Source organism: Kluyvera sp. CHPC 1.2972 (assembly GCF_036759925.1).
GTDB lineage: Bacteria > Pseudomonadota > Gammaproteobacteria > Enterobacterales > Enterobacteriaceae > Kluyvera.
Map to the genome: position 1 here is coordinate 61,435 of NZ_JAPKIB010000014.1, position 25,227 is coordinate 86,661.

General features: G+C 56.2%; 21 protein-coding genes. 10 read left to right on the forward strand and 11 right to left on the reverse strand.

The window, feature by feature from the left end; genetic code table 11:
* The first annotated feature begins 1 nt into the window (after position 1).
* Positions 2-1,318: an oxalate/formate MFS antiporter gene (gene oxlT / locus V6944_RS18485; protein ID WP_442910756.1), complete on the forward strand. Its 1,317-nt coding sequence runs from the start codon at positions 2-4 to the stop codon at positions 1,316-1,318.
* A gap of 13 nt (positions 1,319-1,331) precedes the next feature.
* Positions 1,332-2,036, forward strand: a complete 705-nt coding sequence (locus V6944_RS18490; protein WP_333500018.1) for a GntR family transcriptional regulator — start codon at positions 1,332-1,334, stop codon at positions 2,034-2,036.
* A 6-nt stretch (positions 2,037-2,042) separates the two neighbouring features.
* On the opposite strand, the gene V6944_RS18495 is transcribed toward V6944_RS18490, so the two are convergent.
* Positions 2,043-3,554 carry a lytic transglycosylase F gene (locus V6944_RS18495; protein ID WP_333500019.1) on the reverse strand — a complete coding sequence of 504 codons (1,512 nt, stop codon included), beginning with the start codon at positions 3,552-3,554 and terminating at the stop codon, positions 2,043-2,045.
* A gap of 152 nt (positions 3,555-3,706) precedes the next feature.
* Between V6944_RS18495 and V6944_RS18500 the strand changes: the two genes are divergently transcribed.
* Positions 3,707-4,453 (forward strand): IclR family transcriptional regulator, encoded by a 747-nt coding sequence (locus V6944_RS18500; protein WP_333500020.1) that lies wholly within the window; start codon positions 3,707-3,709, stop codon positions 4,451-4,453.
* A gap of 47 nt (positions 4,454-4,500) precedes the next feature.
* Here the strand turns inward: V6944_RS18500 and V6944_RS18505 are convergent, their stop codons facing one another.
* Positions 4,501-4,782: a YjcB family protein gene (locus V6944_RS18505; RefSeq protein WP_035895939.1), complete on the reverse strand. Its 282-nt coding sequence runs from the start codon at positions 4,780-4,782 to the stop codon at positions 4,501-4,503.
* Positions 4,783-5,034: 252 nt separating this feature from the next.
* Complete coding sequence (gene soxS / locus V6944_RS18510; protein WP_185668463.1) at positions 5,035-5,364, reverse strand: superoxide response transcriptional regulator SoxS; 330 nt, start codon at positions 5,362-5,364, stop codon at positions 5,035-5,037.
* Positions 5,365-5,451: 87 nt separating this feature from the next.
* On the opposite strand from soxS, the gene soxR reads away from it, so the two are divergent.
* The 3 genes from soxR (at position 5,452) to V6944_RS18525 (ending at position 9,489) form a co-directional block, all read left to right on the forward strand.
* Entirely contained in the window at positions 5,452-5,910 is a 459-nt protein-coding gene (gene soxR, locus V6944_RS18515) for a redox-sensitive transcriptional activator SoxR (RefSeq protein WP_333500021.1), read from the forward strand.
* 409 nt (positions 5,911-6,319) lie between these two features.
* Positions 6,320-7,669: an NCS2 family permease gene (locus tag V6944_RS18520; protein WP_333497077.1), complete on the forward strand. Its 1,350-nt coding sequence runs from the start codon at positions 6,320-6,322 to the stop codon at positions 7,667-7,669.
* 173 nt (positions 7,670-7,842) lie between these two features.
* Positions 7,843-9,489: a Na+/H+ antiporter gene (locus V6944_RS18525; RefSeq protein ID WP_333500022.1), complete on the forward strand. Its 1,647-nt coding sequence runs from the start codon at positions 7,843-7,845 to the stop codon at positions 9,487-9,489.
* An 83-nt stretch (positions 9,490-9,572) separates the two neighbouring features.
* On the opposite strand, the gene V6944_RS18530 is transcribed toward V6944_RS18525, so the two are convergent.
* Entirely contained in the window at positions 9,573-10,457 is an 885-nt protein-coding gene (locus tag V6944_RS18530; protein WP_333500023.1) for a LysR family transcriptional regulator, read from the reverse strand.
* 102 nt (positions 10,458-10,559) lie between these two features.
* Between V6944_RS18530 and V6944_RS18535 the strand changes: the two genes are divergently transcribed.
* Entirely contained in the window at positions 10,560-10,970 is a 411-nt protein-coding gene (locus V6944_RS18535; RefSeq protein WP_185668468.1) for a CidA/LrgA family protein, read from the forward strand.
* Positions 10,963-11,652, forward strand: coding sequence for an LrgB family protein (locus V6944_RS18540; protein ID WP_333497075.1), 690 nt, complete (start codon positions 10,963-10,965; stop codon positions 11,650-11,652). The genes V6944_RS18535 and V6944_RS18540 overlap by 8 nt, the downstream gene beginning before the upstream one ends.
* 85 nt (positions 11,653-11,737) lie before the next feature.
* Here V6944_RS18540 and V6944_RS18545 read toward each other — a convergent pair whose 3' ends face one another.
* Together V6944_RS18545 and V6944_RS18550 are read right to left on the reverse strand one after the other, a co-directional pair.
* Positions 11,738-13,021: an ABC transporter substrate-binding protein gene (locus V6944_RS18545; RefSeq protein WP_442910757.1), complete on the reverse strand. Its 1,284-nt coding sequence runs from the start codon at positions 13,019-13,021 to the stop codon at positions 11,738-11,740.
* Between the two features lie 109 nt (positions 13,022-13,130).
* Positions 13,131-14,426, reverse strand: coding sequence for a Gfo/Idh/MocA family protein (locus V6944_RS18550; RefSeq protein WP_333500025.1), 1,296 nt, complete (start codon positions 14,424-14,426; stop codon positions 13,131-13,133).
* A gap of 47 nt (positions 14,427-14,473) precedes the next feature.
* Here V6944_RS18550 and V6944_RS18555 point away from each other — a divergent pair, with 47 nt between their 5' ends.
* Positions 14,474-16,039, forward strand: coding sequence for a hypothetical protein (locus tag V6944_RS18555; protein ID WP_333500026.1), 1,566 nt, complete (start codon positions 14,474-14,476; stop codon positions 16,037-16,039).
* A gap of 206 nt (positions 16,040-16,245) precedes the next feature.
* On the opposite strand, the gene actP is transcribed toward V6944_RS18555, so the two are convergent.
* The 3 genes from actP to acs all read right to left on the reverse strand — a co-directional run bounded on the left by actP (position 16,246) and on the right by acs (position 20,337).
* On the reverse strand, positions 16,246-17,895 hold the full coding sequence (gene actP / locus V6944_RS18560) for a cation/acetate symporter ActP (protein WP_333500027.1): 1,650 nt from the start codon (positions 17,893-17,895) through the stop codon (positions 16,246-16,248).
* Positions 17,892-18,206, reverse strand: a complete 315-nt coding sequence (locus V6944_RS18565; protein ID WP_333500028.1) for a DUF485 domain-containing protein — start codon at positions 18,204-18,206, stop codon at positions 17,892-17,894. The genes actP and V6944_RS18565 overlap by 4 nt, the downstream gene beginning before the upstream one ends.
* A gap of 172 nt (positions 18,207-18,378) precedes the next feature.
* Positions 18,379-20,337, reverse strand: coding sequence for an acetate--CoA ligase (acs, locus tag V6944_RS18570; RefSeq protein ID WP_220438984.1), 1,959 nt, complete (start codon positions 20,335-20,337; stop codon positions 18,379-18,381).
* A gap of 414 nt (positions 20,338-20,751) precedes the next feature.
* Between acs and gltP the strand changes: the two genes are divergently transcribed.
* Positions 20,752-22,065 carry a glutamate/aspartate:proton symporter GltP gene (gltP, locus tag V6944_RS18575; RefSeq protein WP_333497071.1) on the forward strand — a complete coding sequence of 438 codons (1,314 nt, stop codon included), beginning with the start codon at positions 20,752-20,754 and terminating at the stop codon, positions 22,063-22,065.
* A 119-nt stretch (positions 22,066-22,184) separates the two neighbouring features.
* Here the strand turns inward: gltP and V6944_RS18580 are convergent, their stop codons facing one another.
* Positions 22,185-22,874 carry a tetratricopeptide repeat protein gene (locus tag V6944_RS18580; RefSeq protein WP_333500029.1) on the reverse strand — a complete coding sequence of 230 codons (690 nt, stop codon included), beginning with the start codon at positions 22,872-22,874 and terminating at the stop codon, positions 22,185-22,187.
* 92 nt (positions 22,875-22,966) lie between these two features.
* The gene (gene fdhF / locus V6944_RS18585; protein WP_333500030.1) at positions 22,967-25,114 is read right to left on the reverse strand and encodes a formate dehydrogenase subunit alpha; all 2,148 of its coding nucleotides are present in this window, start codon (positions 25,112-25,114) and stop codon (positions 22,967-22,969) included.
* Positions 25,115-25,227 lie beyond the last annotated feature (113 nt).

Sequence of the window (25,227 nt, forward strand, 5' to 3'; positions counted from 1 at the left end):
GATGAGGCGTGCTGGGCGCGCCCGCGTTCTGACGACATTTTTTCGTCTATTGGAGCGTAAAATGACCGTTCTCAGAGAACCTTTGGTAGCACCAAAATTTGGCAAATGGGCGCAGCTGGTGCTGGGTCTTATCTGTATGGCCTCAATCTCCAGCCCGCAGTACGTGTGGACGCTGCTGACCAAACCGCTGACGGAAAAGTTGGGCGTCGGCTTGCCGGAGCTGCAGGTAACCTTTTCGCTGCTGATTATTCTGCAGACCTTCTTTTCTCCCTTCCAGGGACGGCTGGTTGAACGATTTGGCCCCCGGTTGTTGATTTCAATCGGCACGGTGATGGCTGGGCTAAGCTGGGTGCTCTCCGCGCATATCAATGGCCTGATGGCGCTCTACCTGGTCTACGGCTGCATCGGTGGGTTGGGCACCGGGATTGTGTACATTGGTGTCGTTGGGCTGATGGTGAAGTGGTTCCCGCAAAACCGGGGTTTTGCCGCAGGGGCAGTGGCGGCGGGTTACGGTATGGGGGCGATTTTGACCACCTTCCCGATCTCGATTTCGCTGGGCAGTTATGGGCTCGAGCAGACCATGACCGTGTTCGGTATCGTCTTTGCTATCGTCGGGCTATTGGCCAGTCAGGGGCTGAGCTTGCCACCCAATTCGACTGCGCTGCCGGTTAGCCGGAAAATCGTGCAGGGGACGCGTCAGTTCACCTCTCGCGAAATGCTGCGCCAGCCTCTGTTCTGGCTGATGTTTGCCATGATGGCGATGATGTCGACCTCCGGGCTGATGGTGACCTCGCAAATGGCCATCTTTGCCGAAGATTTTGGCATCAGTAAAGCCGTGGTGTTCGGCATGGCCGCGCTGCCGTTGGCATTGACCATCGACCGCTTTACCAACGGTTTGACCCGCCCGTTGTTTGGTTTTATTTCTGACCGCTACGGTCGTGAAAAAACCATGTTCATTGCCTTCGCCCTTGAAGGGGTAGCGATGACGCTATGGCTGGCTTGTCGGGAGGATCCGATGCTGTTTGTGCTGCTCTCCGGGGTGGTGTTCTTCGGCTGGGGTGAAATCTTCTCGCTGTTCCCTTCTACGCTGACCGACACGTTTGGCAGCGAGAATGCCGCCTCAAACTACGGCTGGCTGTATATCTCGCAGGGGATTGGTTCCATTTTCGGTGGGCCGCTGGCCGCGTTGCTATACCAGCACACTCAAGGGTGGCACGTGGTCTTCGGCTGTGCAATTGCCCTTGATTTCATCACTGCGGGGCTGGCACTGTGGGTGCTGAAACCCTGGCGTGCGCGCTTTATTCGCCAGCACAGTTAATTGCGGAGCACTTATGACGGTCACGACATCGGAACCTACGCCGCTTCTTGCGCATTCGGAACGGGTATTTCTGCAGCTACGGCAGGAAATTTATCAGTTCGTCCTGCTGCCCGGCGATCGCTTTACAGAGGTGGACATCGCCCGGCGGCTGGGATGTTCCCGCACGCCGGTTCGCGAAGCGCTGCTGTTGCTGCAAAACGAGGGGCTGGTCAGACGCTGCCTGCGTAACGGCTGGGAAGTGTTCCCCATTGATTTCGATGTCTATGAAGACCTGTACGAGACCCGCGCGCTGATTGAAGTGAATTCGGTGCGCAGTCTGTGCAGCTCGACGTCAGCAAAAGTGAAGCGTGAGGTGCTTGCCGGGCTGAAGGCTGTCTGGCAGGTTGCGCCGGAAGTCGCGCTGGCGTGTGATGATATCGCTTCGCTGGACGAGCAGTTTCATCTGGCGCTAACCGAGGCGGCAGGCAATCGAGAGTTGACGGCGATTCTGACCAATATAACCAACCGTATTCGTATTATGCGGCGGCTCGATTTTGAATATGAAACCCGGATAACCCAGACTTACAAAGAGCACGCAGAGTTGCTGGAGGCAATTGAACAACGTGACGAAGCGCGGGCGGTAGCGCTGATCGCCGCGCATATTCAGGATGCTTACAAAGGTGCCAGCACCATTACTCTGCGCCGCTTGCAAGGTGTGCGGGTTAAGCAAATTCTGTAACCGGTGCTATCCGGCATTTTTATCGGAAGCGGGCAGAATCGGCGGTTTTCCCGTCGCCGCCCGCTTCCTGTTCATTTCGTCGAGAATCAGCCGATAAGCGATGTAGTACTTATAAATATTGCCAACGTAGGTCACCGTCTCTGCACCTATCTTCTCGGCGGCCAGATTCTCCACGTTGCCAAACCAGATGTTCGGATTAAAACCGCGCTTCTGCGTCTCTACCCGTAAACGCGCAATCCGCGCCGGACCCGCGTTATAAGAGGCAAATGAGAACAGTGCCTTATCCAGCTGTGTCATCGGTTCGTCGCCGTAGTAGCGGTCGATCATCCAGCGCATATACTTCACCCCGGCGTGAATATTGGGGTCGAGCTGTTTGATATCGCCGACCTTCAGCTCTTTGCCGGTTTTCGGCATCACCTGCATCACGCCGATGGCCCCGACGTGACTGCGCACCGATTGATTCAACCGCGACTCCTGGTAGCCCTGCGCCGCCATCAGCAGCCAGTCTACGTCATAGCGATCGCCATATTTCCTGAACACCTCCACCATCTTCAGAAACTTACGCCGTTCTTTTTCCGCCGCCGCGTTCTTCACGTATTTCGCGCTCTTCAGGTAACGCAGCAGCAGCGTATTGCCCAGCGTGCTGCCCTGGCGGTTATCTTTCACAAAGTCGTTAAGTTCGGCGAGGAGTTTGGGATTATCTTTGCGCACCGCCCAGGCGATGCTGCCGTTATCGCGCAGCACCACATCCTCATGTACCTGAATTTTGGGGAAGACCTGCTGCCAGAAAACCGCCTTGTGATGGTCAACGACCGTCAGTGGAATAAGCCCGGCGTTGAGCATCTCCAGCAGATCTTCATCCTCCAGCGCCTCCGGGGCGGCTTTGATGATGATCGGTGGTTTTGCCGCTTTGACGAACTGCGCGTTGAGCGCGGTCAGGCTCTCGTAATAGCTCGATGATTGGCGTACAAACACCGTTTTCCCGGAGAGGTCATCCAGGCTTTTGATCTGCGGTGACGCGGGGCCAGAAATCAGCAGCTCTTTGATACCGTTATAGATAGGATGGGTAAAAGCGACCGCCTGCTGGCGGGATGGCGTGATGGTCAGGTTGGCGGCGGCGATATCGCCTTTCCCCTCGTTGAGGGCGGTAAACAGGTTATCGCGGGTCACCGGCACAAAAATAATCCGCACCTTGAGGTGCTTTTGCTTAAGCTTCTTATCCTTCGCCAACTGCGCGTTCAGGCTGCGCTCAAAGGCGGCGAAAATATCGTGCGTTGCGCCGCGCTGCTGGCCTTTATCGATAAAAAAGAAGGTCTTACTGTAGGTGGTTAAAACACGAATCACGCGACGGTCAAGCATGCCGGGCAGGTCGCCTTTCCACGGCTGCATGATGCTCTCGATATTCACTTCCAGCGCGTCGCTTTGTTCATCCGGTTTGGGGGCGGCATAAACCGGGGTGGACAGCAACAGGGCGCTTAAACAGAAGGTCATGAGGCGATGAAAAGGGATGGCGTTCATGGTGCGGCACTCCGCAAGGCGCATCCGTCAATTTTAGTCGAATATGGCTAAAAAGCCTGGTGGGCGTGTGGCTTTTTCAGGCCGCCGGAGGCAGCTATCTGGTTAGCATCGATGGCAACCGCTACAATGCACATTTTGTGCCATGGAGAGACATGATGACCAGCCTGAATCGGATGCTGTCGGTACTTGACCTGTTCACTGCAGAACGCCCCGTGTGGGAAGCCGACCGTATCGTGGAAGCGCTGGGATGCTCCACGCCCACTGGCTATCGCTACCTGAAAGAACTGATGCATGCTGGCCTGCTGCAGCGCTTTAACGGTGGCTATTATGCGCTGGGGCCGCGCATCACCCTGCTGGATTATGTCATTCGCAGCACCGACCCGCTGCTGGCTGCCAGCATCCCGCAGATGCGTGAGCTGGTGAAGCAGACGGGCTGCCACTGCACGCTCTCCAGGCTTGATGGCGATGTGTTTCTCGACTTGCATCACGAGTCCTCGACTCAGGAAATTGCGTTGATTTACGGCCGAGGCCGCCCGCGCCCGATGTTTTCCGGCAGCGCGCCAAAGGTGGTGATCGCCAACCAAACCTCGAAGCAGCAGCGTGGGCTGTACGAACGTTTTCGTGAAGAGGTGCTGGTGGCTGGATTAGGCGAAACGGAAGAGGCGTTCCTGAAACGGATGCTGCAAATTCGCAAAGCGGGCTGCTACCGGGCGGATGAGGAGCTAGCGGCGGGGGTGTCATCGCTGTCGGTGCCGCTGCGTTTCGCGCCAAAAGAGCACTGCGCCGCGCTGGCACTGGTCTCATCGACTCAACATTTTGCGCAAAGCAACGTGGGGGAGTGGCAGGAGAAACTCAAAAAAGCGGCCCGGCGTATTGCGTTGGCCTTAGACGGAGAATAGCCGCATTCAGACAATAAAAAACCCCGCCGTGGCGGGGTTTTCTGTAATTAATAGAGCGCGACCGGCCATTCTGGCGGCGTCTGACTCATCACTTCAACCATCACATCTTTGATATTGTTAAAGATAGTGGAAATCTCGACCAGGGTAATCCCTAAAAGGCTCGTGGCAAACCAGCAGGCGGCGGCCAGACCCAGCATGCTGCAAATAGCACCCAGACCGATGTAGTCAGCTTTACGGAGTTTGATTTTCAGGGTACTAGCAACGAACATCAGCACGGCGCTGGTTAACGGCCAGCGTAACAGCGTAACGCCTGCGGTAAGTGAAAGCATGGGACCTTTTCCTCAGAGATAAACAACAAGCTGCCCTGACAGCACTTGTGTAATGAGGCTCTGGGCGCTCTGGCTATCTGAAGGCATTCACAAATTGAGTGAAACGGTGTTTCTGTTTCATCTCATTGTGTGAACTATATCACGTTTGTTGTTTTATTCACCAGAGGTAAACGCAGGATTTTTGTCAATCCAATAACCACTCTTAATGAAGGGGTAAGGCCACCACACGCGGTGCGGCAGCCTGAATGCGGATTAGGCGGAGATCTGGTGACGGTAGTCTGTCGGCGTGCGGTCGAACTCGCGGCGGAATACGCGTGAGAAGGTCTGCTGCGAGACGTAGCCGAGATCCATGGCGATATCAAAAATAGGCCGCTGGGTGGTGCGTAGCGCCTCTGCGGCAAGCAGCAGGCGTCGCTGGCGGATGTAGTCACCCAGCGTCTGATGCATCACGGTGCGGAACATTCTTTGCAGATACCACTTTGAGTAGCCGGACTTACGGGCCACGATGTCGATATTAAGCGGTTGATCGATATGTTCATCTATCCATTCAATTAGCGTCTGAATAATTTCCCGATGGGACATAAGGCTCTCCCCGTTGTCTATTTTCGCGTCGATTTCTGTTCTGTCGGCGAGTATAATTCCTCAAGTTAACTTGAGGTAAAGCGGATTATGGAAAAAAAATCGACGAGAATAAAAACGCTGCTTTCACCGGGTGAAGTAGCGAAACGAACTGGTGTTGCGGTATCAGCGCTGCATTTTTATGAAAGCAAAGGGTTGATTCGTAGCACGAGAAATAGCGGTAATCAGCGGCGCTATAAGCGTGATGTTTTGCGTTACGTGGCGATTATCAAAATTGCCCAGCGGTTAGGGATCCCGCTCGGCACTATCGGCGAATCGCTGCGCGTTCTACCAGAAAACCACACGCTGGGGCCGAAAGACTGGAAGCATTTCACCACGCAGTGGCGCGAAGAGCTGGATAAACGCATCCACGCGATGGAAGCCTTACGCGACCAACTGAATGGCTGCATCGGCTGCGGCTGTATGTCGTTGCGCGACTGCCCGCTGCGTAACCCCGGCGATAAACTGGGGGAAGAAGGAACCGGGGCACGTTTGCTGGAAGAGGAATAATCCTTATGCCTTCCTCCCCGGAAAATTGCGACATTTTTGCCATAGAAATGTTGCTGGATTGCGCATGAACGATAACGTTTGCGCATGGGTTGACCAATTCTTCATCGGCATTCGTTAATTTTCATAAACCAGGGCAAACTTCTGTTGAAAAAAGGGGCATAAAAGCCAGATAATCGTTTGCCTTCAAATTTCGGACGCATCTTACGCCGAAAATGAGCGGGTCAACCTTATCTCGCACACGCGGAGAATAAGGAATTCCGAATATCGTTTTGTCTGCGCGGAGTTAATCGTTTGCTTTTTTGTGGCTCCCCTATTGCCGCAAGTAGCACATGGAGATGACGCTTAGCTGGAAGTGGATGTTCCACCACGCAGACGAACGAATGATAAAAACTCTCAGGGGATGTTTTCTATGTCTACGCCTTCAGCGCGTACCGGCGGTTCTTTAGACGCCTGGTTTAAAATTTCTGCACGTGGTAGCTCCGTTCGTCAGGAGATTGTCGCCGGTCTCACTACCTTCCTGGCGATGGTTTACTCGGTGATCGTGGTGCCGGGCATGCTGGGTAAAGCCGGTTTCCCACCGGCGGCGGTCTTCGTTGCCACCTGCCTGGTGGCCGGTGTCGGTTCTATCGTGATGGGCCTGTGGGCAAACCTGCCGCTGGCGATCGGCTGTGCAATTTCACTGACCGCCTTCACCGCCTTCAGCCTGGTACTGGGCCAGCACATCAGCATTCCGGTTGCGCTGGGCGCGGTATTCCTGATGGGTGTACTGTTTACCATCATTTCTGCTTCCGGTATCCGTAGCTGGATTTTGCGCAATCTGCCGCAGGGCATTGCGCACGGTACGGGCATTGGTATCGGCCTGTTCCTGCTGCTGATCGCCGCGAACGGTGTGGGCATGGTAGTGAAAAACCCACTGGACGGCCTGCCGGTTGCGCTGGGTCAGTTCGATAGTTTCCCGGTCATTATGACGCTGGTCGGTCTGGCGATGATCATCGGTCTGGAGAAACTGAAGGTACCGGGCGGCATTCTGCTGACCATCATCGGTGTCTCCATCGTCGGTCTGATTTTCGATCCCAACGTACACTTCTCCGGCGTGTTCGCGATGCCATCGCTGAGCGATGACAAAGGCAACTCGCTGATCGGCAGCCTTGATATTATGGGCGCGCTGAACCCGGTTGTGCTGCCAAGTGTACTGGCGCTGGTGATGACCGCGGTGTTTGACGCCACCGGTACTATCCGTGCGGTCGCCGGTCAGGCAAACCTGCTGGATAAAGACGGCCAGATTATCAATGGCGGCAAAGCGCTGACCACTGACTCCCTGAGCAGCGTGTTCTCGGCAGTTGTGGGCGCATCCCCGGCAGCGGTCTATATTGAATCCGCAGCGGGTACGGCAGCAGGCGGTAAAACCGGTTTAACGGCGATCACCGTCGGCATCCTGTTCCTGCTGATTCTGTTCCTCTCCCCGCTTTCTTACCTGGTTCCAGGCTATGCCACTGCACCTGCGCTGATGTACGTCGGCCTGCTGATGCTGAGCAACGTGGCGCGCATCGACTTCAACGACTTCGTTGACGCGATGTCCGGGCTTATCACTGCCGTGATGATCGTGCTGACCTGTAACATCGTTACCGGCATCATGATTGGCTTCGCGACCCTGGTGATTGGCCGCGTGGTTTCCGGTGAATGGCGTAAGCTGAACATCGGCACCGTGATTATTGCGGCGGCGCTGGTGGCGTTCTATGCGGGCGGTTGGGCGATTTAATCTCGCCACTGCCGTACAAAAAACCCGCCTGATGGCGGGTTTTTTGTAGCCCGGACTTTTTTTCTATTTTCAGCCACCTCTCGTTTCCTTTTGCGTTAATCTGGGTAACGTAAACTCGGAAGCACGACGCTTCATGTTTTGAATAATAAGACAACGCTGTAAACAGGGAACGCATGGAAATATTCTTTACCATACTCATCATGACTCTCGTGGTTTCGCTCTCCGGGGTGGTTACGCGCGTAATGCCCTTCCAGATCCCACTTCCATTAATGCAAATCGCCATCGGTGCGCTGCTGGCGTGGCCGACGTTTGGTTTGCACGTTGAATTTGACCCGGAACTGTTCCTCGTTCTGTTCATCCCGCCGCTGCTGTTTGCCGACGGCTGGAAAACGCCGACCCGCGAGTTTATTGAGCATGGGCGAGAGATCCTCGGGCTGGCGCTGGCGTTAGTGCTGGTGACGGTGGTGGGGATTGGCTTCCTGATCTACTGGATTGTGCCGGGTATTCCGTTGATTCCGGCCTTTGCGCTGGCAGCCGTGCTGTCACCGACTGACGCCGTGGCGCTCTCAGGGATTGTCGGGGAAGGGCGCATCCCGAAAAAAATCATGGGGATTCTGCAGGGGGAGGCGCTGATGAACGACGCCTCTGGCCTGGTGTCGCTGAAGTTTGCCGTCGCGGTAGCGATGGGCACGATGGTGTTTACCGTCGGTGGCGCCACGGTGGAATTCCTCAAAGTGGCGATTGGCGGCATCCTGGCGGGCTTTGTGGTCAGCTGGTCCTACGGTCGCTCAATGCGCTTCCTCAGCCGCTGGGGCGGTGACGAACCGGCCACGCAGATTGTGCTGCTGTTCCTGCTGCCGTTCGCTTCTTATCTGATCGCCGAACATATCGGGGTTTCCGGTATCCTCGCGGCGGTAGCGGCCGGGATGACCATCACCCGTTCCGGCGTGATGCGAACCGCACCGCTGGCGATGCGCCTGCGTGCCAACAGCACCTGGGCGATGCTGGAGTTTGTGTTTAACGGCATGGTGTTCCTGCTGTTGGGCCTGCAATTGCCGGATATCCTCGAAAGCTCGCTGGTAGCTGCAGAGGCTGACCCGAACGTCGAAACCTGGATGCTGTTTACCGATATTATCCTGATCTACGCCGCGCTGATGCTGGTGCGTTTTGGCTGGCTGTGGACGATGCGCAAGCTGAGCCAACGCTTCCTGAAAAAGAAACCGATGGAGTTTGGTTCATGGACCACCCGTGAGCTGCTGATCTCTTCCGTGGCCGGTGTGCGCGGGGCGATTACCCTGGCCGGTGTGCTCTCCATTCCGCTGCTGCTGCCTTCTGGCGATGCGTTCCCGGCGCGCTATGAGCTGATTTTCCTCGCCGCAGGGGTCATTCTGTTCTCGCTGTTTGTCGGGGTGATTGCGCTGCCGATTCTGCTGCGTCATATCGAATCAACCGATAACGTTCAGCAACGTAAAGAAGAGCGTTTGGCGCGGGCCGCCACGGCTGATGTGGCGATTGTCGCCATCCAGAAAATGGAAGAGCGTCTTGCTGCGGATACCACCGAGAATATCGATAACCAGCTGCTGACCGAGGTCAGTTCGCGCGTGATTGGTAACCTGCGTCGTCGCGTTGATGGGCGTAACGATGTGGAAACCTCAATGCTGGAAGAGCAGCTTGAACGCCGCTTCCGCCTCGCGGCGCTACGTTCTGAACGCGGGGAGCTGTACCACCTGCGTGCGACGCGCCAGATCAGCAACGAGACCCTGCAGAAGCTGTTGCATGACCTCGATCTGCTGGAAGCGCTGTTGATTGAAGATGCGTAGTTAAACTCGGCGCCGCCCCGGCTACGGTGATATATCGTAGCCCGGGCGAGGCGTTTACGCCGACCCCGGGGATGGCACCGTGTCTACTCCGGCACCTTAAACCCCTCGCAGCACTTCAGCCACGCCTGGGCGCTGTGAGACAAATACACCCCTTCCCGCCAAATCATGCCCAACTGCCAACGCAGATCGCTTTCAAGCGGCAGCCAGCGCAGGGTTTTCTCATCAAGCCTGCGGCAAATTGGCTCCGGCAGAATTGCCACGCCAACGCCCGCCTGGACCATCGCTGCCAGAAAATCCCACTGCCCGCTACGTACCGCAATACGCGGCTTGACGTTGTGGCGCGCAAACAGCTGCATCAGCTGGCGGCTCAGCGCAAAGTCTTCGTTGTAGATAAGCAAAGGATGCGCGGCAAGCTGCTGTGGTGAAACCGAGGTCTGTTCCAGCCAGTCGCCGGAGCGCGGCACCAGCACGCAAAGGGGGTGACTGAACAAGAGCCGGGTAGTGAGTGCGCTCTCTTCTTCCACCGGCAGCGCCGTCATCGCCAGATCCAGCTCGCCGTTCATTACCGCCTGCTGCACGGTTAGCCCGCCACCCTCGGAGATTTTCAGCTCCACGCTGGGATAGCGCTGGCGAAACAGGCTAATGGGTCCGGCCATCAGCATGCCAACCATCGGTGGAATACCGAGGCGCAGCACGCCTTTGTTGAGATGGTTAATGTCGCTAAGCTCGGCCTCCAGCTGGCGAAATTCGTCGAGGATCGCCAGCCCGCGGTCGAACACCACCTGCCCGGTATCGGTCATCAACAGCTTACGGCCGTCGCGAATGAGCAGGGTGCAGTTCAGCTCATCTTCCAGATTTTTGAGCATCTTACTGATGGTGGGTTGCGTCACGAAGAGCTTCTCCGCCGCGCGGGTAAAGCTCTGCTGACGAACGACTTCGACAAAGTAGCGCAGCGTTCTGATGTCCATGATTATGCCTCTTAACTATGCTACCGATGAGTTTAATTCATTTTTGTCATCATCGTTGTCTCACTATACTGTGCCTCTCTCATTTTTTCTGGACATCCCTCCATGGCTGAGGCCTTAGGGCGCGTTGTGCCCTCCGTTTTAAACCGTCTCCAGGTTCCGGTGCAGGTTGTGCTGTATGCGGGTCTGTTTGTGTTTGCTGACTATCTGGTGAACCGGTGGCATCTGCCGCTGCCCGCTAACCTGGTGGGCATGGTGCTGCTGCTGGCGCTGATTGTCTGCCATATCGTGCCGCTGAAATGGGTTCGCGCCGGGTCGCGCTGGCTGCTGGCGGAAATGCTGCTGTTCTTTGTGCCGGCAGTGGTGGCGGTGGTGAACTATGCCCAACTGCTGATGGTCGACGGCTGGCGGATATTTGTGGTGATTGCGCTGAGCACGATGATGGTGCTGGCGGCGACCGCATGGGTGGTCGATAAGGTTTATCGCTACGAACTGAAGCGGATGCGCCATGAGTAACTTTCAGCTGAGCGTGCTGTGCCTGGCGATTACGCTGGTGCTCTACTTTGCCAACAAACGCCTCTACCGCCGCTTTCGCAAGCTGCCGCTGATGCCGCTGGTGCTGACCCCGGTGTTATTGGTGCTGATGCTGGTGTTCGGCCATATCTCCTATCAGAACTACATGGGCGAAGCGCACTGGTTGCTGTGGCTACTCGGCCCAGCGACCATTGCGTTTGCGGTGCCGGTGTACGACAACCTGGCGATCATCAAACGTCACTGGATGTCGCTGTCGGCAGGGGTGATCACGGCGACGGTAGTCGCGGTGACCAGTTCGGTGTGGCTGGCACGCCTGTTTACGCTGCCGGATGAAATCCAACGTAGCCTGGCGGTGCGTTCCATTACCACGCCGTTTGCTCTGGCGGCGGCGAAATCCCTCGGCGGTCAGCCTGAGCTGGTGGCGCTGTTTGTGGTGGTGACCGGCGTATTCGGCATGGCGATTGGCGACGTACTGTTCCTGCGCTTATCCATTCGTGAAGGGATGGCAAAAGGCGCGGGCTTCGGCGCGGCATCGCACGGTGCCGGGACGGCGCGCTCCTATGAGCTGGGGCCGCAGGAAGGTGTGGTGGCAAGCCTGGTGATGATGCTGTCCGGCGTGGTGATGGTGCTGGTGGCGCCGTTAGTGGGCTGGATAATGTTCTGATGCTGCTGCCGGGTGGCGCTGCGCTTACCCGGCCTACAAGGGCGCAATCCCGTAGGCCTGATAAGCGACGCGCCATCAGGAAAAACTAGCGATTCAACCGCCGCACAATGCGCTCCACCTGCTGGCGGAAATCGGCGACCACTTCAGCGGTCGTCTGCTTACCGAGGTCGAGCTTTTCGCGGGCCGAGGTAAACTGATCGATAACCTGCAAATCCTCAATATACGGCGTGGCGACAGCGGTGGTGTGCAGCGACTGCGCCTGGCGTAATCCGGCAACGACCGGGTCATTCGGGTCAATCACCCCTTTTTCGGTGAGCAGCGTTTCTGCCGCCTTGTTCAGCGGAATACCGCGCTCCAGCCCCAATGCTTCAACCGACTGCGGGTCGCTGACCAGGAAGTTCAGCAATATCGCCGCCTCTTTCGGATGTTTGGTCGACTTCGCCACCGAGAACATCTGCGAGGTTTTAAAGTAGACGCCGGACTCATCCGTTCCCGGTTGCATCACATAGTCGCCGAGCACCAGTTTCGCCGGTGGCGTCATGTTGTTGGCAAACATCCGGATGGTGATATTCCAGGTGAACAGACCGCCCCATTCGCCGTTAATCCATGGCTTCATCTCATACAGATTGCCCTTGCCGTAGGCGGAGAGCGTTTTCGGTGACGGCAGCACGTGGTCATCGCTCAGCCGCTTCACAAAGTTGAAGGCCTCAATCCACTGCGCCTCATCCCAGGCAAACTTACCGTCGCTGTTGAACATCGGCTGCTGGTGTGTCTGCATCATGTAGGCGTTGAGCAGCAGGATCACGTCCTGATCGACCATGGTGTACGGATAGTAGTTGTTGCCCAGTTTCTGCTGGAATACCTTCCCGGCAGCAAAGAATTCGTCCCAGGTTTTAGGATAGGCCAGCCCGGCTTTTTGCCAGGTCACATCGTTGTAGTAAAAGACCGGTGCGTTGACTGAGATAGGCAGGCCGTTGAGCTTGCCTTTGACGGTGGTGGACTGCAAATCTTTGGCCTGATACTGGCTGAAATCAAGCTCGCCCTTGAGCTTATTGAGATCGTAATAGCCCTCGCCGTTTTTGGAGAAGATGATCAGCCACGGCCAGTTGGTCTGCATCACGTCCGGCTCGGTGCCGCTGGCCATCTGGGTGGTCAGGCGCGAGAGGTGCCCGTCCCAGCCGGTGTATTCGGCCTTCACTTTGATATCGGGATACTTTTTCTCGAAGGCTTCCAGCGCTTTCAGCGTCGCCTGGTGACGGCTATTGCCGCCCCACCACGACATGCGTAATTCAACGGGCTGTTGCGCCCAGGCGGAGGTACAGGAAAATAACAGCGATGCGATGACACCTGAAACGAGTTTATTCATTATTTGTCTCCAGGATAGAGGCATTAATAGCGTTATTAAACAGGTGAGTAACAGCAAAATACTGACCAGTCACTCCGGCGCAGCCTCCCTGCCGCGCCGGAAAGCATGCGGCTTAACGTTTTTTCAGACGGGAAACCAGTTCAAACTCCTTAAAGTTCACCGGGCGCTGCTGTTGCATCGAAATATTGCCCGCAATACCGGTGAGGATAGACATCGCCCCCGCGCGGTGGTCGGCGGCGCGCTGCAGCGGGTCGTTGCCCGGCTCTCCGAACAGGTCCGCCAGCATGGCGTTATCGCCGCCGCCGTGGCCGCCCTCACCGAGGTTAAATTCCGCTTTCCACGGTTCGGCGAACATCGGGAAGACGGTGATATCACACTGCTCCAGGCTGCCTTCGTTTTCGCGTTTACCACCGGCGTTAACGTAGGATTTCTCGACGATTTTCATCTCCAGGCGGCCTTCGGTGCCGTTAAACACCACGTTCAGCCCTTCCCACGGCAGGTAGGCGTTCAGCGAGTAGGTGAGCTGCACCTGGTTCTGGTATTTCACCAGCACCGACATGGTGTCTTCGATGGTGATGCCGTCGCTGAACACGCTCTGGTCGCGGAAGTAGTTATCTTCATGCTCGGCATCCAGATAGAGCGCTTTCAGCTGTTCGTTGTCCGCCATATTCAGCGCGAACGGGTCGTTCTTCGCTTCGGCATAACCATGGGTGCGCGGGTAGAACTGGCTGACGCCGCGCTTCTCGGCGTTCTCTTTGCCGTAGAACTGCAGGCTGCCTTCGGCGTACACGCGCTCCGGATAGCTTGCCAGCCAGAAGTTCATCAGGTCGAAGTGGTGGGTCGATTTATGCACCAGCAGGCCGCCGCTGTTGCGTTTTTCGCGGTGCCAGCGGCGGAAGTAGTCCGCGCCGTGTTCGGTATTGAGCAGCCACTCGAAGTGAACGGAGGTGACGTTGCCAATCACGCCCTGCATCAGCAGTTCGCGTACCTTGCTGTGGTGCGGCGCGTAACGGTAGTTGAAGGCCACACGCACGGTGTGCCCGGTCTCTTCGATGGCGTCCAGAATACGCAGCGCGCGCTTCTCGTCGATGGTCATCGGCTTTTCGGTGATCACATCGCAGCCCGCGTGCAGCGCCCGAACGATATAGTCGTCGTGGGTGCGGTCCATGGTGGTGACGATGACGATGTCCGGGCGGGTTTCGCGGATCATCTCCTCAAACTGTGCCGCTTTCCAGGTAGAGACCGGCTCAGCTCCCTCTTTTTGCAGCAGCGTATTGGCGTAGTGCATTCGCGTCTGGTTGGTGTCGCAAAAGGCGACCATTTTGGCGTTATTACGCCAGGTTCCACCGATAGCGGAAATATATAAACCTGCACGACCTCCAGTCCCGACCAACGCATATTTTTTCATGACATCCTCGATTAATATATCAACACCAAAATCAGCAAGGCGACGCAATGAAACGTATTCCGCATCAATTGATGGAGCTGAACAGCACTTTTATCTGGCACTGGCCCTGGTTTATTCAGGGCGTTAAAAGCGCGAAACAGCACGGTTTCACCGGCATCATCCTGCACCAACAGGAACTGCTTTCCATTCTTGCGACGCCCTCGCCGTTGAGTCCGAAACTCCACGTCGAGAACCTTATTCATCAGCAGCATTACGCGTTGCAGTATTTAAAACGCGTTGACCGTTATCTGGCGGAAAATAACCTTTCGTTCTGGTTACAGGGGGAAGCAGCGCCTAATGACGATATTGTTAAGCGTAAATTTCCCGAACTGACCTTCGACGAAAGAAGCGCGCCGGATTTCTGGCAGCAGTTTTATGCCGCGATACTGCATCCGCTCTTGCCGTCGTTGCCGCACCTCAGCGGCATGATTCTGAGCCTGACCACCCCGGACTTTCAGACCGCTCGCTGGCAGCAGAGCCTGCACGATGTCTGGAGCCTGCTGCGCGCCCAGGGGAAAAAGCTGGTGCTGCGCGACTTTATTGATGACAGCTGGCCGCGCCAGCAGCTTTCCAACATTCTTGCTCGGCTCTCGGACGACGTTCGCGCCTCTATCAAAGCCACCGAGCTGGACTATCACCCCGGTTTTGCCAACCACCCGCACATCGCGACGCTGCCGGGGCATAAAAAATGGATCGAGTACGATCTCTTCGGCACCGGCTACGGCTGGACCGCGCTGCCGTGCTATCTGGCCGATGAGATCAGCGGCCGCCTGAGCTGGGCGCTGAGCGCCGCCGAAAACGAAATTGAGGCCATTACCTCTCGCGTAAGCTGGCAGTGGCTGCCCGATAGCCGGGTTATGGACTCCGCCAACGCCATTAATCTCTTTGGGCTGTCTGCCGCCAACCAGACCGACGATGCTGCGCCGTCGGCCTTTGAACGCTGGGCCGAGCATCAGCAGCTTGGCTTTCGCTCGACGCAGGATAAACATCAGCTCTCTGCCATCGTCCACGCCAGCTACGACTGGCTGTGTAAAACGCCGAACTTCCTCGGGCGGCGGTTGCACTACCAAAGCCAGATCCCGGAGAGCCTCTCTCAGGCGCAGCAGTTGCTGCATATGGACACCCGCAGTGCCAACTGGATGCACGCCTGGCAGCCCTTAATGCCGACCGACGACCCGGCGCTTGGCAAAGAGCAGCGCGAGCGGGTGACGCTGGAAAAAGAGGCCGCCTGCTTCCTCGCAACCCGCACGGTGCAAAATCTGCGGGAGCTGATGCCGCGAATTACCTGCCCGGACGACACGCTGGAGGTGCTGCTAGCCGCCTGGCGCAGCGCGGAAATCTACAGTCAGATGTTCTCTCGCGTCGCGGCGGCGGTGACCGACGCCCTGTGGCTGGATCACTACGGCCCGCAAAGCCTGCCTACCGACACGCTGCAAAAGCATCAACAGCAGCTACTTCGCTATGCCGATACGCTTGAACGCTGGCTGGTGAATCCGCCCGCCAGCGGCCCGCTGTTCCTGCCGCTGCTGTTAAGCCCGGAGCGCTTAACCCGCTTTGCCAGAAGCCTTGAGTAAAGAATAAAAAGCGCGGCGAGCGTTGTCTGTAAACGTCGTAGAGGTAAAACCGGGGATTGGCGTGAAAACGGGAAAAGTGTGATGGCCTTTGCGAATCGCAGATAAAGCTTGTGATGCGCATCGGCTTTTTTCGTTTTGGCGACGTGATAAACGTCACCTGAAGGGGGAAAAAATGTGATCCCCGACCAGGCGGCCGGGGAGGGATTTTAGTGTGCACGGCCCTGGTTGATGCCCAGACCGGTCTGCGAACGGATGAACTGCGCACGGAACTGCTCGCGTTCACGATTACCTTCTTCGGAGTTATCGGTGGCGGAGAAGAACCAGATACCGATAAAGGCGATGGCAATAGAGAACAGCGCCGGATACTCATACGGGAAGATAGCCTTCTCGTGGCCGAGGATCGTCACCCAAATGGTTGGGCCAAGGATCATCAGTATCACCGCCGTCAGCAGGCCCAGCCAGCCACCAATCATGGCGCCACGAGTGGTCAGTCTTGACCAGTACATGGAGAGCAGGATGATCGGGAAGTTGCAGCTTGCCGCGATGGAGAACGCCAGGCCCACCATGAATGCGATGTTCTGGTTTTCGAACAGAATGCCCAGCAGAATCGCTACCACGCCCAGCACCAGCACGGTGATTTTCGAGACCTTCAGCTCTTCACGTTCGGTCGCGCCTTTCTTAAAGACGTTGGCGTACAGGTCGTGAGAAACCGCCGAAGCCCCGGCCAGCGTCAGGCCGGCGACCACCGCCAGAATGGTGGCGAAGGCGACCGCAGAGATAAAGCCCAGGAACAGGTTACCGCCCACGGCATCGGCCAGGTGAACCGCCGCCATGTTGTTGCCGCCAATCAGCGCGCCCGCTGCGTCTTTAAACGCCGGGTTCGCCCCCACCAGCATGATCGCGCCAAAGCCGATGATAAAGGTCAGAATGTAGAAGTAACCCATAAAGCCGGTGGCGTAGAACACGCTCTTACGCGCTTCGCTGGCGTCGCTTACGGTGAAGAAACGCATCAGGATGTGCGGCAGACCAGCGGTACCAAACATCAGGCCGAGACCCAACGACAGCGCCGATATCGGGTCTTTCACCAGCCCGCCAGGGCTCATGATGGCTGCGCCTTTCGGGTGTACCGCCATCGCTTCGGTGAACAGGTTATTGAAGCTAAAGCCGACGTGTTTCATCACCATAAAGGCCATGAAGCTGGCGCCGAACAGCAGCAGTACCGCTTTGATGATTTGTACCCACGTGGTGGCGAGCATGCCGCCGAACAGCACGTACATCACCATCAGCACGCCTACCAGCACCACGGCGACGTGGTAGTTGAGGCCGAACAGCAGTTCGATAAGCTTACCGGCACCCACCATCTGGGCGATCAGGTACAGCGCAACCACCACCAATGAGCCGCAGGCGGAGAGCATGCGGATTGGCCCCTGCTTCAGTCGGTACGAGGCGACGTCGGCAAAGGTGTAGCGGCCGAGGTTGCGCAGGCGTTCGGCAATCAGGAACAGAATGATTGGCCAGCCGACGAGGAAGCCGAGTGAGTAGATCAGCCCGTCGTAGCCGGAGGTGTACACCAGTGCGGAGATACCGAGGAACGAGGCCGCTGACATAAAGTCACCGGCAATCGCCAGTCCGTTCTGGAAACCGGTGATGTTGCCGCCAGCGGTGTAGTAATCGCTGCGCGAACGTACGCGCTTTGAGGCCCAGTAGGTGATGTACAGCGTCAGCATGACGAAAATCAGGAACATGATAATCGCCTGCCAGTTGGTTGGCTGGCGCTCAACGTGTCCGCTAATCGCATCGGCCGCGTTGGCTGCGAAAGGAAGTGTGGCGGCCAGCGCCGTCAGGACTTTCTTCATGATGCTTTTACCTCACGCAGTACGGCCTTGTTCAGGCGATCGAATTCACTGTTGGCCCGCCAGACGTAGATGCCGGTCAACAAAAAGGAAATGACAATAATGCCGATCCCAATCGGGATACCGCGCGTGACGCTGGTGCCCGGATGCAGCGGCGTGCCGAGCCAGCCAGGGGCAAAAGCGATGAGTAAAATAAAACCGACGTACACCACTAACATAATCAGCGATAAGAAGGTGGCAAACCGTTGCCGTTTTTCGACGAGCTCCCTGAAATGCGCACTATCTTCTATCTGCTGACAAATTTGATCATTCATCACAGAGTCTCCAGAGGTTTTTTACGTAGTGTTTTTTGTTGTGCAAATCAGAACCAGAACACCGTACTGTTCCTTTCTCCGAACGGAAAAAGGATCGGGCGAGGGGCGGTGTACGGCGGTGCACCCTCACCCCGACCCTCTCCCGGTGAACAGGAGAGGGGGAAGTCTGCCCTTATGACGGCATCGTGATGGCCTGCTTCTCTTCCAGCAGTTTGTCCACCACGCCCGGGTCGGCGAGCGTAGAAGTATCGCCCAGGTTGCTGGTGTCGCCAGCGGCGATCTTGCGCAGAATGCGGCGCATGATCTTGCCTGAACGGGTTTTTGGCAGCGAGTCGGTCCAGTGCAGCACGTCCGGGGTTGCCAATGGGCCAATCTCTTTACGGACCCAGTTGCGCACCTCGGTATACAGCGCTGGCGTCGGCTCTTCGCCGTGGTTCAGCGTGACGTAGGCGTAAATCGCCTGGCCTTTAATGTTGTGCGGAATACCGACCACGGCGGCTTCGGCAATTTTCGGATGTGAAACCAGCGCCGATTCGATTTCTGCGGTACCTAAGCGGTGACCGGAGACGTTCAGCACGTCATCGACGCGGCCGGTGATCCAGTAGTAACCATCTTCATCACGACGTGCGCCGTCGCCGCTGAAGTACATGTTTTTGAAGGTGGAGAAGTAGGTCTGCTCAAAGCGCTCATGGTCGCCGAACAGGGTACGCGCCTGGCCCGGCCAGGAGTCGGTAATCACCAGATTACCCTCGGTCGCCCCTTCCTGCGGATGGCCTTCGTTATCGACCAGCGCAGGCTGTACGCCGAAGAACGGACGGCTGGCGGAGCCGGCTTTCAGCTCGATGGCGCCCGGCAGCGGGGTGATCATAAAACCGCCGGTTTCGGTCTGCCACCAGGTGTCCATCACCGGGCATTTCTCGTTGCCGATCTGCTTCCAGTACCACTCCCAGGCTTCCGGGTTAATCGGCTCGCCGACGGAACCCAGAATGCGCAGGGAAGAGCGATCGGTGCCTGCGGTGGCTTTATCGCCTTCCGCCATCAGCGCACGAATCGCCGTTGGCGCGGTATAGAGAATGTTGACCTTATGCTTGTCCACCACCTGGCACATACGCGCCGGGGTAGGCCAGTTTGGCACGCCTTCGAACATCAGCGTCGTCGCGCCGCAGGCCAGCGGGCCGTACAGCAGATAGCTATGCCCGGTGACCCAACCCACGTCTGCGGTACACCAGTAGATGTCGCCCTGATGGTAGTCGAAGACATATTTAAAGGTCGTTGCGGCATACACCAGGTAACCGCCGGTAGTGTGCAGCACGCCTTTCGGCTTACCGGTGGAACCGGAGGTATAGAGGATAAACAGTGGGTCTTCGGCGTTCATCTCAGCAGGCTGATGCTGGTCGCTGGCGGTTTCCATCAGGTCGTGCCACCACAGGTCGCGGCCTTCATGCCAGTCGATATTGCCGCCGGTGCGCTTCAGCACCACCACGTTTTCGATAGTTTTAACGTTCGGGTTTTTCAGCGCGTCGTCGACGTTTTTCTTCAGCGGTACGTTGCGCCCAGCGCGAACGCCTTCGTCAGAGGTGATCACCAGACGAGAGTTGGAGTCGATGATACGACCGGCAACGGCTTCCGGTGAGAAGCCGCCAAAGATAACGGAGTGGATGGCACCGATACGGGCGCAGGCCAGCATCGCCACCGCCGCTTCCGGCACCATCGGCATATAGATAGCCACCACATCGCCCTTTTTCACGCCGAGCGACAGCAGGGTATTGGCGAAGCGACACACGTCGCGGTGCAGTTCGCGGTAGGTAATGTGTTTGCTTTGGGAGGCATCGTCGCCTTCCCAGATGATGGCGGTCTGGTCGCCACGGGTCTCCAGATGACGGTCCAGGCAGTTTGCTGCCAGGTTCAGGGTACCGTCTTCGTACCATTTGATGGAGACGTTGCCAGGGGCAAAGGAGGTGTTTTTAACTTTGGTGTAAGGCTGCATCCAGTCGAGGATTTTTCCCTCTTCACCCCAGAACGCATCCGGGTTGGTGACAGACTGGTGATATTTGGTCTGGTATTGCTCCGGGTTTATCAGGCAGCGTTCTGCAATATTTGCAGGAATAGAGTGTTTGTGAATTTGGCTCATGCTTTTTTTCTCCTTGTAAGATGTTAATAATATGTCTCATAAAAGTTAATAACAGAGGGAGAAGACGCTTTGTTTACTATTTGCGCGGCAGATCACGCAATATTGGAATTGTTCAAATAACGTTCATTTGATTCTTTGAACAAAAATAATTCCGCAGGGGGATTTATAGAAAAATACCGATTTTTTCTTTTTTTATAACAAAAGCTTATAAATAATTACTGGTAGAAATCAGCGGTAATATGGATTTAGGCAGTGAAAAGCCCTGTTCTGAAAGGGTTGCGCGAGACACCGTGCAGATGATACTGATATTGCGCGTTAAAAACCTCTAAAAGTAAACGCAACACAAATCACCCCCTTTCAAATGGATACCATTCCGGTTTGGCATGGTATTTTTCATTGAGGAAGTCTGCAGTTATGAAAAAAGCTCGAATCAGCCTGGCCTGGCAAATTCTGATTGCCCTGGTGCTGGGTATTATTCTCGGTAGTTACCTGCATTATCATAGCGATAGCCGCGACTGGCTGGTTATGAATCTGTTATCACCTGCTGGCGATATATTCATCCACCTGATTAAAATGATTGTGGTGCCAATTGTTATTTCTACGCTGATCGTGGGAATAGCCGGCGTCGGCGATGCAAAACAGTTAGGACGAATTGGCGCAAAAACCATCATCTATTTCGAAGTGATCACCACGGTAGCGATTATTATCGGTATTACCATGGCGAATGTCTTCCAGCCTGGGTCAGGGATCGACATGTCACAGCTGGCGACGGTGGACATTTCGAAATACCAAAGTACTACCGCCGAAGTGCAAAGTCACGCGCATGGTCTGATGGGCACCATCCTGTCGTTGGTGCCAACCAATATCATCGCCTCGATGGCGAAAGGCGACATGCTGCCGATTATCTTCTTCTCGGTACTGTTTGGCCTGGGGCTCTCCTCACTGCCTGCCACCCACCGCGAACCGCTGGTGACGGTGTTCCGTTCGATCTCTGAAACCATGTTCAAGGTCACCCACATGGTGATGCGCTACGCGCCGGTTGGCGTATTTGCGCTGATCGCCGTGACGGTGGCGAACTTCGGTTTTGCCTCGCTGTGGCCGCTGGCGAAGCTGGTGCTGCTGGTGCACTTCGCGATCCTGTTCTTCGCGCTGGTGGTGCTGGGCATCGTGGCGCGCATCTGCGGGCTGAGCATCTGGATCCTGATCCGTATCCTGAAAGACGAGCTGATTCTGGCGTACTCCACCGCCAGCTCCGAGAGCGTGCTGCCGCGCATTATCGAGAAGATGGAAGCCTACGGTGCACCGGCTTCTATCACCAGCTTCGTGGTGCCGACCGGTTACTCGTTTAACCTCGATGGTTCCACGCTGTACCAAAGCATCGCGGCTATCTTTATCGCGCAGCTGTACGGTATCGACCTCTCTATCTGGCAGGAAATCGTGCTGGTGCTGACGCTGATGGTGACCTCAAAAGGGATCGCGGGCGTGCCGGGCGTCTCCTTCGTGGTACTGCTGGCGACGCTGGGCAGCGTTGGTATTCCGCTGGAAGGTCTGGCATTTATTGCTGGCGTTGACCGTATCCTCGACATGGCGCGTACCGCGTTGAACGTGGTGGGTAACGCGCTGGCGGTGCTGGTTATCGCCAAGTGGGAACACAAGTTTGACCGTAAGAAAGCGCTGGCGTATGAGCGCGAGGTGTTGGGCAGGTTTGATAAAACTGCCGATCAATAAATAAGACAATAATGCCGGGCTTGCCCGGCATTATTGTTTTTGGATTTTGGTGAAGATCCCGGCGGCGCTTCGCTTGGCCGGGCTACAGTAACGTAGCGCATGCGACCTCGGGGAAAAATCTACTCCGCACTCACCTTATCAAACTCTTCACACCCAGTATCAAACCCTTCCGTACAGCTCAGGTTCAACCACTGCAATGCTTTCTGTTTGTTCTGCAGAATAAACCCTTTCTCGCCGCTCAGGAACATCATCCCGGCCCAGTATTCGGCATAGCCGGTGCGGGAGAGTGCGGAACTGTTTTTGAAGTAGTCCGTTGCCTTTTCGTCATCTTCCTTCACACCCACGCCGTTGGCGTAAATCAGCCCCAGCAGCATTTGCGCGTCCACCGCGAAATCGCTCTCGGCGTTCATTGATGCCTGCTGGAGTAGCGTAATCGCCCGCGGGTAGTCGGTTTGCCCGGCCTGGCTGTTGATAAGAATACGCGCCAGGATCACTTCGCCGGCACGGCTGCCTGCTTTAGCGGCCTTCTCGGCCAGCGCTTTGGCTTCGACATAGTCGAGGCTTACCGGGTTGGTAATTTTAATCTGCGCCAGCAGGGCGCAGGCATCGGCATCGCCGCTATCGGCGGATTTTTGCGCCCAGAATTCGGCTTTACTCAGGTCGCCGGAGCTAAACCAGGTATCGGCCAGATAGTATTGCGCCCGTGCGTCTCCCGCTTCGGCGGCTTTCAGGTATTGGCTGCCCGGCTCGTCGGCGTACGCTGACAGCGCCGTCAGGCATAACCATAGCATTGCAAAAAGTCGTGTCATTTTATTATGTAGGTTGTCGAGGAAGGGGGCAGTATAAAGAGATTGGCAGGATAAAAAAACGCCCCCGAATGGGGGCGTTGAAACGAGTCCGCTTAGCCCATTGCGCTTTCGCGCAGTCCGGCCTTCAGCTTCGTATACTCATCAATAACATACTGCTCTGCGGCACGCTGGTCAGCAATTGGCTCAACGTTCACGGCACAGTATTTATACTCAGGCGTTTTGGTAATCGGGCTTAAGTTCTCGGTTACCAGCTCATTACAGGGCCCAATCCACCACTGGTAGGTCATGTAAATCGCGCCTTTGTTCGGACGATCGCTCACGGCGGCACGGGTGATGACGCGGCCTTTGCGGGAATTCACCCACACCAGCGCTTCATCTTCAATGCCTAAACGCGCGGCATCCGCGGTGTTGATCTGGGCATAGCCTGGTTCATCCGCCAGTGCTGCCAGCGCGGCACAGTTACCGGTCATCGAACGGCAAGAGTAATGGCCGACTTCACGCACCGTCGACAGTACCATCGGATACTGCTCGGTCAGCTTGTCGATTGGCGCTACCCAGTCGCAGGTGAAGAACTGCGCCATCCCGTTCGGGGTGTCGAACTTCTCTTTAAAGAGGTAAGACGTCCCCTGGTCAGCGTCGGACTCATCGCGGCAAGGCCACATCACATAGCCGAGTTCACCCATTTTCTCGTAGGTGGCACCGTAGAAATCAGGGCACAGGCCACGCAACTCATCCCAGATTTCCTGAGTGTTGTTGTAGTGCATCTTGTAGCCCATACGGGTGGCGATTTCACTGATGATCTGCCAGTCCGTTTTCAGGTCCCACTTCGGCTCAACGGCTTTAAAGAAGCGCTGGAAGCCACGGTCAGCGGCCGTGAATACACCTTCATGCTCGCCCCATGACGTAGACGGTAAAATAACGTCTGCGGCAGCAGCGGTTTTGGTCATGAAGATATCCTGGACGATAACCAGTTCCAGATCTTCGAAGCCTTTACGCACCGCGGAAAGCTCGGCGTCGGTCTGTAATGGATCTTCACCCATGATGTACGCGGCGCGAACTTCACCATGCGCGGCACGGTGCGGCAGTTCGCTGATGCGATAGCCGGTATGCGCAGGCAGGCTTTCCACGCCCCAGGCTTTGGCGAATTTCTCGCGGTTAGCCGGGTTGTTCACGTACTGATAGCCCGGATAGGTATCCGGCAGTGCGCCCATATCGCAGGCACCCTGAACGTTGTTCTGACCGCGAACTGGGTTCACGCCCACGCTTGGCTTACCGAGGTTACCGGTCAGCATCGCGAGGCTGGTCAGCGAGCGGACGGTTTCCACGCCCTGATAGAACTGGGTAACACCCATGCCCCACAGGATGGCCGCGCTTTTCGCACCGGCATACATACGCGCACACTGACGAATTTCCTGTGCGCTGACGCCGGTAATATCTTCGACGGACTCCGGCGTATAGCCTTCGACAATCTTGCTGTACTCTTCAAAACCATCGGTACGGCTAGCGACGAACGCTTTGTCGTACAGGTTTTCTTCAATAATGACATGACCTATAGCGTTGAGCAGCGCGATGTTCGAGCCGTTTTTCAACGCGATATGCATATCGGCAATGCGCGCGGTTTCAATTTTGCGCGGATCGCAGACGATGATTTTCGCCCCTTTACGTTTGGCGTTAATCACGTGATTCGCCACGATAGGGTGGGAATCAGCCGGGTTGTACCCGAAGATAAAGACTAGGTCAGTGTCATCAATTTCGTTGATGGCATTGCTCATTGCGCCGTTACCGACCGATTGGTGCAGACCTGCAACCGAAGGGCCGTGTCAGACGCGTGCGCAGCAGTCGACGTTGTTAGTACCAATCGCCGCACGCGCAAATTTTTGCATGACGTAGTTTGTTTCGTTACCCGTTCCGCGTGAGGAACCGGTAGTCTGAATGGCATCCGGGCCGTATTTCGCTTTGATCGCGTTCAGGCGGTCAGCCACGTAATTCAGCGCTTCGTCCCAGGAGACGGATTCCAGCTTGCCGCCACGTTGGCGACGGATCATTGGGGTTTTCAGGCGTGGCGTCAGGATCTGGGTATCGTTAATAAAATCCCAGCCATAATAGCCTTTCAGACACAGGGTACCCTGGTTGGTTTTCCCCTGAGCCGCCTCTGCCCGGACGATTTTTCCGTTATCGACCACCAGGTTGATTTTGCAACCTGATGCGCAATACGGGCAAACCGTGACGACTTTTTTCATCGGTCTCGCTCCAGTTAATCAAATCGCGCATACGCGCTGTCGCCCTCAGTATGCATCTTTTATGCCACTTTTTTATTGTGGGCATACCCTGATAATACGGGTGATTCTTGGAC